This is a genomic window from Sulfitobacter sp. (genome assembly GCF_039977885.1).
Lineage (GTDB): Bacteria > Pseudomonadota > Alphaproteobacteria > Rhodobacterales > Rhodobacteraceae > Sulfitobacter.
On sequence record NZ_JBDWCI010000012.1, the window covers coordinates 131,822 to 147,496 of the forward strand.

15 protein-coding genes are annotated in these 15,675 nt (G+C 56.1%); 9 read left to right on the forward strand and 6 right to left on the reverse strand.

What is annotated here, in order from left to right; all coding sequences use genetic code 11:
* Positions 1–28: 28 nt before the first annotated feature.
* From ABJM03_RS09015 to ABJM03_RS09030, 4 genes are all read right to left on the reverse strand, one after another.
* Complete coding sequence (locus ABJM03_RS09015) at positions 29–607, reverse strand: hypothetical protein (RefSeq protein WP_348417057.1); 579 nt, start codon at positions 605–607, stop codon at positions 29–31.
* Complete coding sequence (locus ABJM03_RS09020; RefSeq protein WP_348417058.1) at positions 607–1,134, reverse strand: pilus assembly protein; 528 nt, start codon at positions 1,132–1,134, stop codon at positions 607–609. The genes ABJM03_RS09015 and ABJM03_RS09020 overlap by 1 nt, the downstream gene beginning before the upstream one ends.
* Positions 1,135–1,142: 8 nt before the next feature.
* A complete protein-coding gene (locus tag ABJM03_RS09025; RefSeq protein ID WP_348417059.1) occupies positions 1,143–2,564 on the reverse strand; it encodes a TadE/TadG family type IV pilus assembly protein in 1,422 nt (473 codons plus the stop codon).
* 262 nt (positions 2,565–2,826) lie between these two features.
* Positions 2,827–3,294: a YbaK/EbsC family protein gene (locus tag ABJM03_RS09030; RefSeq protein WP_348417060.1), complete on the reverse strand. Its 468-nt coding sequence runs from the start codon at positions 3,292–3,294 to the stop codon at positions 2,827–2,829.
* 217 nt (positions 3,295–3,511) lie between these two features.
* Here ABJM03_RS09030 and ABJM03_RS09035 point away from each other — a divergent pair, with 217 nt between their 5' ends.
* Positions 3,512–4,945: a Glu/Leu/Phe/Val dehydrogenase gene (locus ABJM03_RS09035; RefSeq protein WP_348417061.1), complete on the forward strand. Its 1,434-nt coding sequence runs from the start codon at positions 3,512–3,514 to the stop codon at positions 4,943–4,945.
* 103 nt (positions 4,946–5,048) lie between these two features.
* Here ABJM03_RS09035 and ABJM03_RS09040 read toward each other — a convergent pair whose 3' ends face one another.
* Together ABJM03_RS09040 and ABJM03_RS09045 are read right to left on the reverse strand one after the other, a co-directional pair.
* Positions 5,049–5,942 (reverse strand): SGNH/GDSL hydrolase family protein, encoded by an 894-nt coding sequence (locus ABJM03_RS09040; protein WP_348417062.1) that lies wholly within the window; start codon positions 5,940–5,942, stop codon positions 5,049–5,051.
* Between the two features lie 11 nt (positions 5,943–5,953).
* A complete protein-coding gene (locus tag ABJM03_RS09045) occupies positions 5,954–6,832 on the reverse strand; it encodes an SGNH/GDSL hydrolase family protein (RefSeq protein ID WP_348417063.1) in 879 nt (292 codons plus the stop codon).
* A gap of 511 nt (positions 6,833–7,343) precedes the next feature.
* On the opposite strand from ABJM03_RS09045, the gene ABJM03_RS09050 reads away from it, so the two are divergent.
* The 8 genes from ABJM03_RS09050 to ribD all read left to right on the forward strand — a co-directional run bounded on the left by ABJM03_RS09050 (position 7,344) and on the right by ribD (position 15,675).
* Positions 7,344–8,288 (forward strand): response regulator, encoded by a 945-nt coding sequence (locus ABJM03_RS09050; RefSeq protein WP_348417064.1) that lies wholly within the window; start codon positions 7,344–7,346, stop codon positions 8,286–8,288.
* 189 nt (positions 8,289–8,477) lie between these two features.
* Positions 8,478–8,786, forward strand: coding sequence for a hypothetical protein (locus ABJM03_RS09055; RefSeq protein WP_348417065.1), 309 nt, complete (start codon positions 8,478–8,480; stop codon positions 8,784–8,786).
* 51 nt (positions 8,787–8,837) lie between these two features.
* On the forward strand, positions 8,838–10,847 hold the full coding sequence (gene dnaG / locus ABJM03_RS09060; RefSeq protein ID WP_348417066.1) for a DNA primase: 2,010 nt from the start codon (positions 8,838–8,840) through the stop codon (positions 10,845–10,847).
* Between the two features lie 170 nt (positions 10,848–11,017).
* On the forward strand, positions 11,018–13,003 hold the full coding sequence (gene rpoD, locus ABJM03_RS09065; protein ID WP_348417067.1) for an RNA polymerase sigma factor RpoD: 1,986 nt from the start codon (positions 11,018–11,020) through the stop codon (positions 13,001–13,003).
* A 142-nt stretch (positions 13,004–13,145) separates the two neighbouring features.
* A complete protein-coding gene (locus ABJM03_RS09070; RefSeq protein WP_348417068.1) occupies positions 13,146–13,535 on the forward strand; it encodes a hypothetical protein in 390 nt (129 codons plus the stop codon).
* Positions 13,536–13,553: 18 nt separating this feature from the next.
* Positions 13,554–13,967: a secondary thiamine-phosphate synthase enzyme YjbQ gene (locus tag ABJM03_RS09075; protein WP_348417069.1), complete on the forward strand. Its 414-nt coding sequence runs from the start codon at positions 13,554–13,556 to the stop codon at positions 13,965–13,967.
* Positions 13,968–14,122: 155 nt separating this feature from the next.
* Positions 14,123–14,590, forward strand: coding sequence for a transcriptional regulator NrdR (gene nrdR / locus ABJM03_RS09080; RefSeq protein WP_348417070.1), 468 nt, complete (start codon positions 14,123–14,125; stop codon positions 14,588–14,590).
* Positions 14,591–14,604: 14 nt separating this feature from the next.
* Positions 14,605–15,675 carry a bifunctional diaminohydroxyphosphoribosylaminopyrimidine deaminase/5-amino-6-(5-phosphoribosylamino)uracil reductase RibD gene (gene ribD, locus ABJM03_RS09085; protein WP_348417580.1) on the forward strand — a complete coding sequence of 357 codons (1,071 nt, stop codon included), beginning with the start codon at positions 14,605–14,607 and terminating at the stop codon, positions 15,673–15,675.

Here is a 15,675-nt window from a genome sequence, read left to right on the forward strand (position 1 = left end):
GTGGCAGTGCCACGCGGGGTTTTTTGTTTTAGCTATCTGCGAAGCTTCCTTCGTCATCGTCCCACAGGATTTGTGGGGAGTAACGAGGACGGGTGAAAATGAAGTTTTCAATTTCACGCGAACCCAGGCCCGTTTCGAATGGCGGAGCGTAGTTAGCGAATGTTTCAACGACGAGGATCCGTTCATTGTGCACCAGCACCGGTAACCTGTCGCCCCAGTTGCGAACGTCCTGGTTCGAGAGCGGCGTCGAATAGCCTTGTGTCTGGGACCAGTCCAGCTTGAAGATGTCGTTGTTTTCATCATAGCGAACGACCGAGACGCGGATGCTGCTTTCTTGCGGGTTGCGTGTCATGTCATCGAACAACGCGTGGGCCCCGGTGAGATAGCTTGAATCCAGTGGCACAGTCTCGCGGGAGATCATGTCGCTGAGCGTATAAGCCGCCTTTTGGTGCATGGTGTATTGGCGAAATGCATCAAAGAGCGTGAACATCGACATTACAACGAAGAACATCAAGGGAAGCATGATGATGGCTTCGATCGCAAGCCCGCCTTCTTCGTCGCGGGAAAATTTGCGTTTTATGGCGGTAAGTTTGTTACGTACAGACATTATTGCGGCTCCTGAACGAAGGTGGAAATTGAAGCCATCATGGCCTTACCTTCCGAGTTTTTGGCAAGCTCGAGGCCAAGACCGACACCGCTAAAACCGGGGAAGAAAGTATAGCAGGCGCGCAGGATCATGACTTCGTGTTGTTGACCAACGGACCAACCACGTTCGGGGTTCACATCAGCGGCCTGATCGACGCAGGTGCTGGTGGTGGTGAGGCCACGGAATTCACGCATGTCCACCGGTTCCATTTCCAGAACAAGGTTGTCTTCGCAATCGGTGATCCCGCCCGAGTTCGCGCAGACCATTGTTTTGATGTCGTCATGGGTGAAGGTGACGCCGGTGTTCAGGCGGATTTCACGGGTAGACACTTCAAGACCGCGGTCAAGCTTCATTTGGCGGATCGAATAGACGCTCAACTCAACACCGAAGATGAAGAAGTAAAAGAGCAAGGGCAACAGGATGACAAACTCGATCGTCATCGCCGAGCCGTCTTGCGCTTTGCGAAAGCGGCTCAGTTTATCTTTCATAAAGCTAATCATTGTGTGAGCCTCAGCTGGTTGATTTGGCGTGCAATTGCAGTGAACGCGTCTTTGATTTCCACACCTTCAACCCGGAAGAAGTGGCTGGGCGAAGAAGCACAAGATTCCATGACGTCTGCGCCGCGGTCCGAAACTTCAAATCCGATAGACCAGACAACGATGTTTTTGTCTTTGGCGGCATCGCAGATGCTGTCCAGCAGGGTGTCGCCATAGTCGGGGTAGTATTTCAGATACTTGAACTGATCATGGTAACGGCTGGAAACATAGCGGTAGAGATACCAGTCAAGGTTATAGCGGCTCCAATGCAGTGCGTGGCTATCGTTGGCATAGTATTGGTCGTCGATCCGATAGGAATAGTGGTTCTGACCGTCGGTCATCAGGATCACGGTTTTCAGTGTTTCACGGTCATCAAAGGCTGCGGGGCGGGTAACAAAGGCCCCATCCGCATCGCCATCGGCAACCAGCTCCTGAGTAATCGGCTGGAATTCAGGGTCGAGAAGGGCCGCGGCCCATTTCATCCCAGCAAAGATCGACGTACTGCCGCGTGGCACAAGCTGGCTGATCTTGTTCTTAAGAGCAGTCGTATCCTGACTGAAGGCGACAATATCTTCATAGGTGCCGGTCGGGCAGACGGGGTTGCTCAGATTGTTATAGCTGGTCGTGCCCCAATAGAAGTGTTGTACCTGATCAAAACGTTCTGTCGCGTTGATGGTGGTGCTGTCAAAGTCGCTCTCGCTGAACTCGATGCAGTGGCTGTACGAGTTGTTCCAATCGACATTGAGGTGGCTCATGATTTCGGGGCCCGCGCTCACATGTTCGGAGTAGGGGACGATCGAAACCGATACGAGATCCTCGGTTGATTCATTGATGACAGCGTCAACAAATGTCCGCGCCGCATCGCGAAGCTCAGCCATTTTGGTGCCTTCGCCCATTGAGCCGGAGATATCGAGCACCATCGAGATTTCGACGTTGTTGACGCGCTCTTCCGCCTCGGCAAAACTCCGCAGGGGTAGAGCGTCGATCCCGAGCAGATGCATGAAGCGTGTGATCGTCTGTGTGTCTGCATCCACTGAAACAGTGCGATAGTTGAGGCCTTCGTCAACAGTGATCGCATTGGCGTGCTCTGGCAGGCCGGCTTTGGTGAAGTAGTCCTGAACAACGGCTTCGGGTGACATTGTCTGGTCCAGATCGGCCGCGGCCAGAACCGCGCGGTCGGCGGTATTCTGGATGCGTACGCGTTCCAGTTCGTTCTGCTGCATGTCGAAATAAATGCCGCCAAGCAAGATCATGCCTGCAAGCATGAACAGCGACGCAATAAGAATAGCGCCGTCTTCATCGCGGGCAAACCGGTTTAGGACCGGCAAGCCCGCTCGTCCCGATATCGTTGGGATGGACGTCGTCGAAAATAGTTTTGACATCGTTTTTTACCTTTCCTGCCCCGATCTGCAAAATGACAGACTGATGGCTATATCGCCGAAGTTTATGCGCTGGAAAGATGGCTAAAATTGGGCAGAAAAACGCCTAAATGTCATATTTTAAAGGCATTTTAGGCATAATGTTGGCTGATCGCCTTTAGTGTTTCTATGGTGTGAACAGTGGCGCGATTGCAGGTTGTTGTTGCCATGTGCCGCGGAGGTGAGTCGCATCACAGATTTGCCCAGACCCGAAGGCAGGGGGAGCTTAGCCATTATCGAAAAGGGTCGCACCCGTCACGCCGAGCAATTGCGCTGGTGCGATGGCAAATACCGTTTCAGGCGCACCGCCGGCCCCCCAAATACAATCATATTGCATCAAAGCAGCGTCCATGAATGTCTCAATCTCGCACAGATGCCCGATAGGAGCCACGCCACCGATGGCAAAGCCGGTCTCGCTGCGTACGCGTTTTGGATCAGCGCGCACCAGCGCTTCGCCAAACAGCTTCGGCGCATGGGTCAGGTCCAGCGCATGGGCACCGCTGACCAGAATAAGTTTGAGCGCGCCGCTCTCGGCACCTTCAAACAGTAAGGATTTGGCAATCTGTCCCACATTACAATCAAGCCCATCTGCGGCCTCGGCCGCAGTGCGTGCGCTGACGGGAAGGGTGATGAGCTCAATCTCCAGCCCGGCGGCGGTTGCGGCTGCTTTAACGCGGTTTACACTTTTGCCCATTTCTGTCTCCAATCTGCCTTGGAGCAAGGAGGCAAACCAGACCCCAGAGGTCAAGAGTGCAGATGTGCTGGGCCTATGAAAGCTTGGAAATCGAATTGTTCTTAAACTGATTAATAATGTGGCAACTTGGATGGGGGAGTTTTAGTGTGCTTATAGGATGCAGGATTCCCTTTGCATTTCAGACATTGCCAAACTCAACGTATAAAAGGCCCTATTCATGAGTACCTCAAAAAACGAGCCCAGCTTTCGCGAAAGCGTAGACTTGATGTTCAACCGCGCGGTTGATCTGATGGATCTCAAGCCCGGGCTTGTCGAGAAAATCCGCGTGTGTAACGCGACATATACTGTGCGCTTTGGCGTCCGCCTGCGCGGGGACATCCATACGTTCACCGGCTACCGCTCGGTACATTCTGAGCATATGGAACCCGTGAAGGGGGGCATCCGCTTCTCTTTGGGGGTGAACCAGAATGAGGTAGAGGCGCTGGCGGCTTTGATGACGTATAAATGCGCATTGGTGGAGGCACCGTTTGGGGGCTCTAAGGGCGGGCTATGCGTGGATCCCAAAGCATGGGACGAACACGAGATGGAGCTGATCACCCGTCGTTTTGCCTATGAGCTGATTAAACGCGATCTGATCAACCCGTCTCAGAACGTGCCTGCGCCTGATATGGGGACCGGTGAGCGGGAGATGGCGTGGATCGCGGATCAGTACAAGCGCATGCACACAACCGACATCAATGGCGCGGCCTGTGTCACGGGCAAGCCGATCAATGCAGGCGGCATTCATGGCCGGACCGAGGCCACAGGCCGCGGCGTGCAATATGCGCTGCGCGCGTTCTTCCGCGATGATGAGGGCATCAAAAAAGCAGGGCTGAGCGGCACTCTGGATGGCAAGCGGGTGATTGTGCAGGGCTTGGGGAATGTGGGCTATCACGCGGCCAAGTTCCTGAGCGAGGAAGACGGCGCGCCGGTGGTTGGCGTGATTGAGTATAACGGGGCAATCTGGAACAGCGAGGGCATTGATATCGAAGCCCTCAAACAGCATATCCTGGCCGAAGGGACGCCTAAAGGCTTTGCGGGGGGCACATTTGTCGAAGATGGCACTGCGATGCTGGAGAATGATTGCGACATTCTGATCCCTGCGGCGCTGGAAGGTGTGATCAATCTTGATAATGCGGACGGTGTGAAGGCCAAGCTGATTGTCGAGGCTGCGAATGGTCCTGTCACCGCGGGGGCGGATGCGATCCTGCGGGACAAGGGGGTGGTTATCATTCCCGACATGTATGCCAACGCCGGTGGTGTAACGGTGAGTTATTTTGAGTGGGTCAAAAACCTGAGCCACATCCGCTTTGGCCGGATGGGGCGGCGGCAGGAAGAAAGCCGGCACCAGCTTATCGTCGACGAATTGGAGCGGATCAGCCGCGATACCTCGATCAATTGGACGCTGAACCCTGATTTCAAATCCAAATACCTGCGCGGCGCGGGTGAGTTGGAGCTGGTGCGTTCAGGTCTGGATGACACGATGCGCATTGCATACGAGTCTATGGCAGAGGTTTGGCATGGCCGTGATGATGTAACCGATCTGCGCACAGCCGCTTATCTGGTGGCGATCGGCAAGGTTGCGTCGAGCTATCACTCGAAAGGGCTTTGACCCCTAAGGTGTAAGGCCGTTTGAGATCTAGGCCGGCTCCTTAACTGGGCGGCAGGTGGCACGCGTCTGTGACGACGTCCCACCAGCCGTCCCGCAGAATGCTCTAACGTGTCACTGTTGGGCGGTGTGTCGGAGCTGTTTTAGGTAGCTCTTTGAACACGGCCTTGCAGATGCTTTTCATTTCAATCGAAAAGAATTTGCGCGCCGCGCGTTCGTTGGGGTGGTAGATATCTTTGACTTTGCCGGCTTTGGTCCGGCGAAAGTGGTTCCGGTTGCCTTGGTTGGCTGCGATGGTCTGTTGGTTGGCCCCTTCGATAAAGGTGCAGGATTTACCGGCCTTTTTAAAAGCCCATCTGATGTTTTCCTGCGCCTTGAGCCGTTTGGCCGTCACCTTGCCGGAATAGGACGGCAGGGTTGTCATAAAGACACAAGGTGTGCCTTGGGGGACCTGTGACAGCATGTTCTTTACATCTTGCAGCGCCAATTGTCGGCTACCGCTCCAGCGGCTTGTGGAATTGCCTAGAAAGGACATGAACAGCAATTTAGGGGCATAATAGCCCGGTGCGAACATTGCCTCAAAGGCTGAATGGTCTTTCTTACAGAACTGATACGGGCGCCCGCGGCCGATTTGGGCGTATTTGTTCCCGGTGGTATTGATGGTGCCAAAAGTGCCGGCGTTCACCTTCCACTTTGGATCAACGTCACAAATGGCCCCCTTGGCCTTGCCACTGCGCGCAGTCCACGAATGCAGCGATGAGGAGCGCACGCCGATGACAGCCGTTTTCTGGGTGTCGAGTTGTGACAGCTGTGCCTTTTGCGCGGGCGAGGCATTGCAGCGGGTTTCGAGGTTCTTGAAAAAGTCGAGGAAGACCGGACCGGTGCCAAAGGGGATCTGGCTATCGCCAAGGATCAGGATATCGGGTGAGGTGAAAGGCTCGGCCGCCCAAGCCGGAGCGGCGCAGGCAAGCGTAAGGGCAAAAGCGAGAGCATGGCGCATAGTGGGGCCTTTCATTGTAGTACCGCACGGCCAACGGCCGCACATAGGGCTGGTGTTTGTAGTTGTGTGAAACGGGCAGCAGAGGCTTCGGAAGGGTGGCGTGGGTCGCGGACGGTTCCGTCCTCGCGCAGGCGGAAGTGGGTTTTATTGCCTTCAAACTCCTCCAGAGTTTCGGGGGTGAGCCCCGCGACAAAGGCACAGCGCCCGTCTGCCCGTACGGCGTTACCCAGATTGGTCTGGGCCACGAGACTGAGGCGGTTATCCTCGGGCTTGAAGGCCGGAATCGTTGACATAACCACACAAGCCTTGTCGTCGGGGATCAAGGCGCGGGCAGCTTGCCAGTCTACGCGGGTATTATCGGCCGATTGCCAGCGTTGAAACGAATTACCAAGAAAGGCCAAAACAACCAGATCGGGATCATAGTCGGGAGCGTCAAAGACAGCCTGTAGCGGGCTTTTGTCCGGCTGGCAGAAGGGGTAGGCGGGGTCTTTGCCGATCTGGACATAGCTGCGCTGTGGCGAGGTGACGCCATATGCGCCGGCGTTTACGCCATATTTCGAGTCCACGTCGCAAATTACGCCGCGCGCGGGGCCATCGGTAGCGGTCCAGTTTTGCAGTGACGATGAGCGGACCCCCACGGCGGCCGTACTGGCGGGCGCACGGTCAAGTCCGAGAGAAGGGCAATTTGTATCGAGGTTGGCAAAGAAACGTCGATAGGCATCACCTGCGCCAAAGGAAATCTGGCTGTCGCCCAGCACGAGGATCTCGCTCAGTGGACTGATGTTGCCTTGTGGCTGAGTGTTATCGGGCGCATTTGTCCTATCCGGTGCAGGCGCACAGGAAATAAGGGTGAAGGCGGCGAGGCTGAAAAGAACTGTATTTGGGCGCATGCTTCATTTGTGGCAGGCTGGACGTCTATGAAAAGGAAAACTGCAAAGCATAAAGCATATGTGACTTCCCGTGATTTATGCGAAGGCCGCCGCGCATGGGGTAGGCGGAGCCGTGGGGAGGGTTTTGACCCCTGTGTTGCGCTGGGCGGCATAGGTTTGCGATGCCATTCTTGCGGTTTGAGCGGTTCTTTGCCGGTGCGGGAATTGAGTTTGATCCCGGCGCATTGTGTCAATGATCGCTGGGCAGATCAGGCTGTGCGCAGAGGGCGGTTCGGTAAAATTTGCAGGTTATTTTAATCGCTTGCACGAAATGCGTGTGTAACAGATCCCGTGCTGCCAAGTGGCGCAGCTGCGGGACGTAGCAGGCGGGGAATATGAGGTTGCGACGCCACGTTAAGAAAGAGGGCAACAGCTTCACACAAACAACATATTTTAAGCAACATTAGGCTTAATATCGGTATAAATTCCTTTGCCGCTAGCGCAAGGAGAGCAACGACGGGAGCATAGAAATATGAAGTTTTTGGTGGTTGATGACGACCCTATCGTATTGGATTTGGTCTCGACGGTTTTACGGCAAGAAGGGCATGTGGATGTCACAACAGTGGCATCTGGCCAAGCTGCGCTAGGCTTGCTGCGCGTTTCCGAGGACCCGTTTGACCTGTTGATCCTTGATGTTGAAATGCCCGAAATGAGCGGTATCGAGGTGTGCGCGAAAATTCGACAAATACCTTCCTACCGTAGAACGCCGATTATCATGCTGACGGCGCGTTCCGATACAGACTCCATAGAAAGCGCTTTCTCGGCGGGGGCGAATGACTACATCACCAAGCCTTTCGCGATTTCGAGTATCGGAGCCCGAACCCAGATTGCAAAGCGGATGATGGGCGAAGATTGCAAGGTCTTCACTTATCAGTCGTTGGTCGACACGCTACCCGGCCCCTTTGGTATGCATGATTTCGATCTGGATGAACCTGTGGTGATCAATGACCTCAGCCAGCATACGGACCCTTTTTCACTGGGCAACTACCTGTCCCAGCTTGCTCAGCAGCGGGTTGCTGAAACTTCGGTTTTTGCGCTGAAAATTGATAATTTTGATGTATATCATGACGAGCTCCCCGGCCGTGAGGCGTTGCTTATGATTGCCGCAATGTCCGACGCGATCGCGAAGGTTGCTGCGAATACACGGTTGTTGAATGCGTATTTCGGATCGGGCGCTTTTATGTGTATCTCGAACAACCAGCTTGTGGATGATTGGTTAGAGGTCGAAGCGAAGATCGAGGCGATATTTAGCCAGTTCAAGCCATCGAACGGTGATAGCTTTTCCAGCCCGCTCACCATCACGATGGGACGACCTCACCGCCCGTATCTGAGCAAAACGCAAAGGGTACGCCGGACGTTTGAACGGGCTAAATTGCAAATGGACAGGCGTGTTCAAATGAAGATGGCCGTGAGCTGAAGCTTTCACTGGGCCGTCTGATCAATATTGTCCAAGGCGGGGTTCTTGGACCGGACGGGTAGCTGTCGTTTCGCAGTTTGTGATATTTCGCCCGAGGCGGGGAACAGTTGGCCGCAATTCAGCGTTAACACTGGAAGGCGTCGCTCTGTGCGGATAGTCTGTGTTAAATCTGCTGTTTTGGAGAGTGTTATGTTTCGCACCTTGAGTATCCTCGCCGCGCTATCCGCTGCTTTTGCTACACCTGCGCTGGCCCAGACGACGAAGGCCGAAGATTGCGGGTATCAAGCCGATGTGGTTGCTGCTGTGCAGGCGGCACGTATCGCCCGCGTGGGGGAGCGTGACGTGGCCGGGCATGTGGCCGAAACGGCACCTGAATGGCCCGAGAATTATAACGCTGTGATCCCGCTGGTCACCCCGTGGATTTACCAGATGAAACGCTCCGAAGTGAAGTCTGCGGACCTGAAGGCGGCGTGGACCGAGCTGTGTCTGTCACAATAAGCGCGGCTCCGCTCTCTGGACTCTGACTGCTCGCCTCCGATATTAAAAGGCATGAGTCTCCCACCCGGTTTTCTTGATGAGCTTCGCACCCGCTCCAGCCTTTCACAGGTTGTGGGCCGCAAAGTCACGTGGGATGCGCGCAAGTCCAATCAGGGTAAGGGCGACATGTGGGCTCCGTGCCCGTTCCATCAGGAAAAATCCGCCAGCTTCCACGTCGATGACCGCAAGGGTTTCTATTATTGCTTTGGCTGTCAGGCCAAGGGGGATGCGATCTCCTTCGTGCGTGAGACCGAGAATGTCGATTTCATGGAGGCGGTGGAAATCCTTGCGCGGGAGGCAGGCATGCCTATGCCTGCCCGTGATCCTAAGGCGCAGCAAAAAGCGGATAAGCGCACCGAGCTTGCGGATGTGATGGAGCTGGCGGTCAAATGGTTCCGCCTGCAACTCCGTACCGGTGGCGCACAGGCGGCGCGGGATTACCTTGACCGGCGCGGGCTTTCTGCAAGTGTTTGCGATCGTTGGGAGATCGGCTTTGCTCCCGATAGCTGGCAGGGGCTTTGGGATGCGCTCAAGGGCAAGGACATCCCCGACGAGCTGATCCTCGGGGCGGGCTTGGCCAAGCCATCCAGCAAAAGCGGAAAGCCATACGATACCTTTCGCGGACGCATCATGTATCCGATCCGCGATGCGCGCGGCCGTGCGATTGCCTTTGGCGGGCGTGCCATGGACCCTGACGATAAGGCGAAATACCTCAACTCCCCCGAGACTGAGTTGTTTGACAAAGGGCGCAGCCTCTACAACGTCAAAGATGCCCGTGTGGCGGCGGGGAAGGGCCAGCCGTTGTTGGTGGCCGAGGGCTATATGGATGTGATTGCCCTATCCGAGGCAGGCTTTGGTGCGTCGGTGGCACCGCTTGGCACGGCGATCACCGAAAACCAGCTGATGATGCTGTGGCGTATCTCGGATGAGCCGATCATCACGCTGGATGGCGATGCCGCAGGCCAGCGCGCAGCGTTGCGCCTGATTGATTTGGCGCTGCCGTTGTTGGAGGCGGGGCGGTCGCTGCGCTTTGCCATGATGCCCGAGGGGCAAGACCCAGACGATCTGTTGAAATCCAGTGGAGCCGCGGCAGTGCAGGCATTGGTGGACGGGGCATTGCCCATGGTGCAGCTGCTCTGGGGTCGTGAGACAGAAGGTAAGAATTTCGACAGCCCCGAACGCAAGGCGGCGTTGGATAAATCCCTGCGCGAAAAGATTATGCTGATCAAAGACCCGAGTATTCGCAGCCATTACGGCCAAGCGATCAAGGATCTGCGATGGGAGCTGTTTCGCGGGAATAAAGGCGGCGGGAAGCCCTCGGGCGGTAATGCTTCTGCTGGTAATGGCGGGCAAAAGCGTAAGGCCTGGGGGGGGCAACCTTGGGGCAATAAAGCTCCTCAGGGACCGTCGGCGGGGGCAAAATCGTCAGTATTGGCCACCGCAGGGGACGCCGCGGCAGTAGACCACCTGCGCGAGGCTGTGATCCTTGCGGTTTGCATCAACTGCCCCGACGTGGTCGAGCCGTTTGAGACCGGTCTCGAGAATATGCCATGCCGCGGCGGTGACCACGCGGAGTTGCGCAATCTGGTGCTCAGGCACGCGCATGAGGGGGCGCATGTTTTACGCAGCCGGATTGAGGATTCATTAGGTCCCTACGCCCTTGAAAACCTGATGTCGCAACGCCATGTGGCTATCACACCCTGTATTCGCAGGCCCGATGATACAGAGATGGCTTCGATGACCGTTTCTGAGGAACTGACTAAGCTGGCGGCGGCACGTGGATTGATGGATGAAATGCAAGATGCCGCAGATGATCTGGGTGGCGAAGCAGATGAAGGGCTGACGTGGCGTCTGGCAGAGGCCGCGCGGGCTGCTGATCAGGCACTTCGCGTTGGCCAAGAGGATAAGGCGGAATATGTTATCGCGGATAACGGGGCGCGGCTTGATCGTGAACAGGTAGCCAAAAGCCGCAACATGTTTGACCAGATTGATTTTTCTAAGGGCGGCAAGAAGAGCTCTTGAAGCTTTTCAAAGGTGAGAAACCAAGCGGCATTTGTGGCGCGCTGGTAACCAAATCTCCGTAATTAGCGGAAAAATAAGGATGCGGGTTTAAGAATCATCTCAAACCCCGCATGATTCGAAAAACGAATCGCTTTAAGGGTGATTCGCGTAGGGAAACAGGGGAACTCTTGATGGCTGCTAAAGACACCAACGAAGATACCAAACGTGACGACCAAGACAGCGGTCACTCGCTGGATATGAGCCAGGCAGCCGTCAAAAAGATGATCGGTGAGGCTCGTGAAAAGGGCTATATTACCTACGATCAGCTGAACACGGTTCTACCGCCAGATCAGGTATCTTCCGAGCAGATCGAAGACGTGATGTCGATGTTGTCCGAGATGGGCATCAACATCATCGAAGATGAAGAGGCCGAGGAAGAAGAGAAGGGTGGCACGGATATTGCCACGACCGATGGTCCCAAAGAAATTACGCTGGGTTCGGGCACCTCTGAAAAACTGGACCGTACGGACGACCCTGTCCGCATGTACCTACGCGAGATGGGCAGTGTTGAACTGCTGAGCCGTGAGGGCGAGATCGCAATTGCCAAGCGCATCGAGGCTGGCCGCAATACGATGATCGCAGGGCTATGTGAAAGCCCGCTGACTTTTCAGGCGATCACCATCTGGCGTGACGAACTTTTGTCCGAGGACATTCTGCTGCGGGATGTGATTGACCTTGAGGCGACATTCGGCACCGCAATGGGCGACGAAGAAGAAACCACTCCTGTGGTTCCCGCCGTAGGTGGCGCGGCCCCCGAGGCGAAGTCCGAGGGTAAGCAGGAACTCGATGCGGATGGCAACCCGATCAGCGTTGACGACGATGACGACGACGAAGACGATCAGGCCAATATGTCGCTGGCCGCGATGGAAGCGGCGCTCAAGCCGCAAGTGCTTGAGTCGCTGGATGTGATCGCGGATCACTACGTCAAGCTGAGCCAGATGCAAGACAACCGTATTTCGGCCACGCTGAATGAAGATGGATCGTTCAACGCCAAGAACGAAGCCGCTTATCAAAAGCTGCGGTCGGAAATTGTGTTGCTGGTCAATGACCTGCACCTGCACAACAACCGTATCGAAGCGTTGATCGACCAGCTTTACGGCATTAACCGCCGTATCATGCAAATCGACAGCGCGATGGTAAAGCTCGCGGATCAGGCGCGCATCAACCGCAAGGAATTTGTCGACGCCTATCGCGGGTACGAGCTTGACCCGAACTGGATGGAGCGGATGGCGGGCAAAGCCGGTCGCGGCTGGCAGATGTTCATTGAACGCTCTTCGGACAAGGTGGAAGAGCTGCGTGCCGATATGGCGCAAGTGGGACAATACGTCGGTCTCGATATCTCGGAATTCCGCCGCATTGTGCAGCAGGTTCAAAAAGGCGAAAAAGAAGCCCGTCAGGCCAAGAAAGAAATGGTCGAAGCGAACCTGCGTTTGGTTATTTCGATCGCCAAGAAATACACCAACCGTGGCCTGCAATTCCTTGACCTTATTCAGGAAGGCAACATCGGCCTGATGAAGGCGGTGGATAAATTCGAATACCGTCGCGGATATAAGTTCTCGACCTACGCCACATGGTGGATCCGTCAGGCGATTACACGCTCGATCGCGGATCAGGCGCGGACAATCCGTATTCCGGTGCACATGATCGAAACGATCAACAAGCTGGTGCGTACTGGTCGCCAAATGCTGCATGAAATCGGCCGCGAACCTACGCCGGAAGAATTGGCAGAAAAGCTGCAGATGCCGCTGGAGAAAGTTCGCAAGGTGATGAAAATCGCCAAGGAGCCGATCAGCCTTGAGACGCCAATCGGCGACGAGGAAGACAGCCAGCTGGGCGATTTCATCGAGGACAAGAATGCTGTTCTGCCATTGGACAGCGCCATTCAGGAAAACCTCAAAGAAACCACAACGCGAGTGCTGGCAAGCCTCACCCCGCGCGAGGAGCGGGTGTTGCGGATGCGTTTCGGTATCGGCATGAACACGGACCATACGCTCGAAGAAGTAGGTCAGCAGTTCAGCGTTACGCGTGAACGTATTCGTCAGATCGAAGCAAAGGCATTGCGCAAGCTCAAGCACCCGAGCAGGAGCCGCAAGCTACGGTCCTTCCTGGATCAGTAAAAGTAGAAAAAGTTATTTCGGGGCCACGGTTTCGTGCATTGCTATCAAAGGCGATCACGGAAATGTGGCCCCGATTTGTATAGGTTAAATTTGCAAATTCCGCTGCGCGGGCCACATCGTAGTCCAGATAACAGAGGATGATATGATGAAAGCCGTCGTTTTTGCTCTTGCAGCCCTTGTGGCTCTTCCTGCGCACGCCAAGGAATTTCGTTCAACCAATGGCATGCACGTCAGGCCGGTCAACGCCAACAGCTGGACGGTGAGCGGCATTCCCGATCGTACTCCGCAAAGTCATTGGTGCGCTTCCGCAGAATACGCGCAGCGGGTGTTGGGGGCTAGTTTTAATCAGCGTATGTATGTTGTCGGGAACGCAAAACGAGGACAGCGGGAATATCTGATTTCGCTTAGCCCGAAAGGCACCATCTCGGAAGGGGGGCGGAGTAAGCAATTCGGCATCCGACTGGACGGTGCGAACCGGAGGGTGGACGAAGGGTTGGATTTCTGCCGGAATACTCTTCGTGTGCCTGGCTAACCAAGGATAGAGAAATCTATGCAGACGACATTTACCTGCCCGACACATGGGGCAGGGCTGTATGAGATCACCCGCCAGATTGCCGGATGGGTGCCGCATGGGGACGGCATTTTGACCCTTCTGGTTCAGCACACCTCATGTTCGCTGCTGATTCAGGAAAATGCCGACCCCGAGGTGCAAAGCGACATGCAGGCCTATTTTGAACGGCTTGTGCCGCGCTCGGACACGCCACAGATGGCGTATCTGCGACACACCTACGAAGGCCCCGACGACATGCCGGCGCATATCAAGGCAGCGATGCTGCCGGTCAGCCTGTCCATACCGGTGCAGCATGGCGCGTTACGCTTGGGGACATGGCAGGGGATTTATTTGTTCGAACACCGCGACGCCCCGCATGTCCGTAAAATTGCGGCACATTTTCGGGCGGACTAACGACTGAGCATAGGCCGCAGTTGGTTTCGCTGCTGCCCCATCATCTTGGGGTGCAAAATTGCACTACCCAAAATGTTGGGGGTGCCCTATACCTGTGGATAAGTGGGGCGGTGATCCCACACTATCAGGCAGATCAGGAACAAGGGGACAGGCCAATGCGCTGCCCGTTTTGCGGAAATATCGACACTCAAGTTAAAGACAGCCGGCCAGCGGAGGATCATGTATCCATCCGCCGTAGGCGTTTTTGTCCCGCCTGCGGCGGGCGTTTCACGACCTATGAACGCGTCCAGCTGCGCGATCTGGTGGTTATAAAAAGCTCTGGCAAGCGCGAAGATTTTGATCGGGACAAGCTCGAACGCTCTATCCGCATCTCAATGCAAAAACGCCCTGTCGAGCCCGAGCGGATCGACCAGATGATCAGCGGCATTGTGCGCAGGCTGGAAAGCATGGGCGAGACGGATATTGGTTCGCAGCAAATAGGCGAGATCGTCATGGAAGCCTTGGCGCGGATCGATACCGTGGCCTATGTGCGCTTTGCCAGCGTGTATAAAAATTTCCAGGCGGCCGATGATTTCGACAAATTCGTTCAGGAACTGCGCCCCGATACACCGAGTGACAGTTGAGCGATCAACGCTATATGAAGCTCGCGCTGTCGCTGGGGCGGCGCGGGCAAGGTACCACATGGCCTAACCCTGCGGTGGGCTGTGTGGTTGTGCGCGACGGACGGATTGTAGGGCGCGGTTGGACTGCGCCTTCGGGGCGCCCGCACGCTGAACCACAAGCATTGGCACAGGCGGGCGCAGCGGCACGTGGCGCGGATGTTTTTGTCACGCTGGAGCCTTGTTCCCATCATGGTCAGACGCCTCCCTGCGCGCAGGCGTTGATTGATGCGGGGGTTAGTCGGGTTGTTGTCGCCTTGGGCGACAGCGATGAACGCGTGGCGGGCCGCGGTTTCGACATGCTGCGCGCGGCGGGCATCAAGGTCGAGACCGGCGTCTGTGGGCAAGAGGCCCGCACGGACCACGAGGGCTTTCTCCGGCGGGTCGAAGAGGGCCGACCGATGGTGACCCTGAAACTTGCCAGCTCGTTTGACGGCCGCACCGCGACCGCTACAGGGGAAAGCCAGTGGATCACGGATGCGCCCGCGCGGCGCATGGTCCACGCAATGCGCAGCCGCCATGATGCGGTGATGGTGGGGGGCGGCACGGCACGGGCTGATGATCCTTCCCTGACAGTGCGTGACATGGGCGTGGCACGCCAACCTGCGCGGATCGTGCTTTCGCGGCGGTTGGATATTCCCATGACTGGTAAGCTGGCCCAGACGACGCGGGATGTGCCGCTGTTGCTGTGCCACGGTGCGGATGCGTCCAAGGAGGCGATATCGGCATGGCAGGGCATTGGTGCGACCCTGTTGCCCTGTGCCGTGCGAGGCGGGCAGTTGGATATGAGTGACGTGTTGCAGCAATTGGGGGCGCATGGGCTAACGCGGATATTTAGTGAGGGGGGCTCTGCTGTCGCGGCGAGCTTGCTTCAGGCGGATCTGGTGGACCGGCTTATCGGATTCACGGCGGGGGTGGTCATTGGTGCGGAAGGGCTGCCTGCGCTTGGGGCGATGGGGCTTGCGCGGCTGGCGGCAGCACAGCGCTATGCCTTGCACAGTACGCAGGCCGTTGGGCCGGATGTGATGCACATTTGGACGCGGCGCTAG

Excerpts from the sequence above, each read along its gene's own strand:
- ABJM03_RS09055 (WP_348417065.1), top strand. The coding sequence starts at position 8,478 with ATGTTTCGCACCTTGAGTATCCTCGCCGCGCTATCCGCTGCTTTTGCT.
- dnaG (WP_348417066.1), top strand. The coding sequence starts at position 8,838 with ATGAGTCTCCCACCCGGTTTTCTTGATGAGCTTCGCACCCGCTCCAGC.
- ABJM03_RS09045 (WP_348417063.1), bottom strand. The coding sequence starts at position 6,832 with ATGCGCCCAAATACAGTTCTTTTCAGCCTCGCCGCCTTCACCCTTATT.
- ABJM03_RS09025 (WP_348417059.1), bottom strand. The coding sequence starts at position 2,564 with ATGTCAAAACTATTTTCGACGACGTCCATCCCAACGATATCGGGACGA.
- rpoD (WP_348417067.1), top strand. The coding sequence starts at position 11,018 with ATGGCTGCTAAAGACACCAACGAAGATACCAAACGTGACGACCAAGAC.
- ABJM03_RS09020 (WP_348417058.1), bottom strand. The coding sequence starts at position 1,134 with ATGAAAGATAAACTGAGCCGCTTTCGCAAAGCGCAAGACGGCTCGGCG.
- ABJM03_RS09070 (WP_348417068.1), top strand. The coding sequence starts at position 13,146 with ATGATGAAAGCCGTCGTTTTTGCTCTTGCAGCCCTTGTGGCTCTTCCT.
- ABJM03_RS09075 (WP_348417069.1), top strand. The coding sequence starts at position 13,554 with ATGCAGACGACATTTACCTGCCCGACACATGGGGCAGGGCTGTATGAG.
- ABJM03_RS09015 (WP_348417057.1), bottom strand. The coding sequence starts at position 607 with ATGTCTGTACGTAACAAACTTACCGCCATAAAACGCAAATTTTCCCGC.
- ABJM03_RS09040 (WP_348417062.1), bottom strand. The coding sequence starts at position 5,942 with ATGCGCCATGCTCTCGCTTTTGCCCTTACGCTTGCCTGCGCCGCTCCG.
- ribD (WP_348417580.1), top strand. The coding sequence starts at position 14,605 with ATGAAGCTCGCGCTGTCGCTGGGGCGGCGCGGGCAAGGTACCACATGG.
- ABJM03_RS09050 (WP_348417064.1), top strand. The coding sequence starts at position 7,344 with ATGAAGTTTTTGGTGGTTGATGACGACCCTATCGTATTGGATTTGGTC.
- ABJM03_RS09030 (WP_348417060.1), bottom strand. The coding sequence starts at position 3,294 with ATGGGCAAAAGTGTAAACCGCGTTAAAGCAGCCGCAACCGCCGCCGGG.
- ABJM03_RS09035 (WP_348417061.1), top strand. The coding sequence starts at position 3,512 with ATGAGTACCTCAAAAAACGAGCCCAGCTTTCGCGAAAGCGTAGACTTG.
- nrdR (WP_348417070.1), top strand. The coding sequence starts at position 14,123 with ATGCGCTGCCCGTTTTGCGGAAATATCGACACTCAAGTTAAAGACAGC.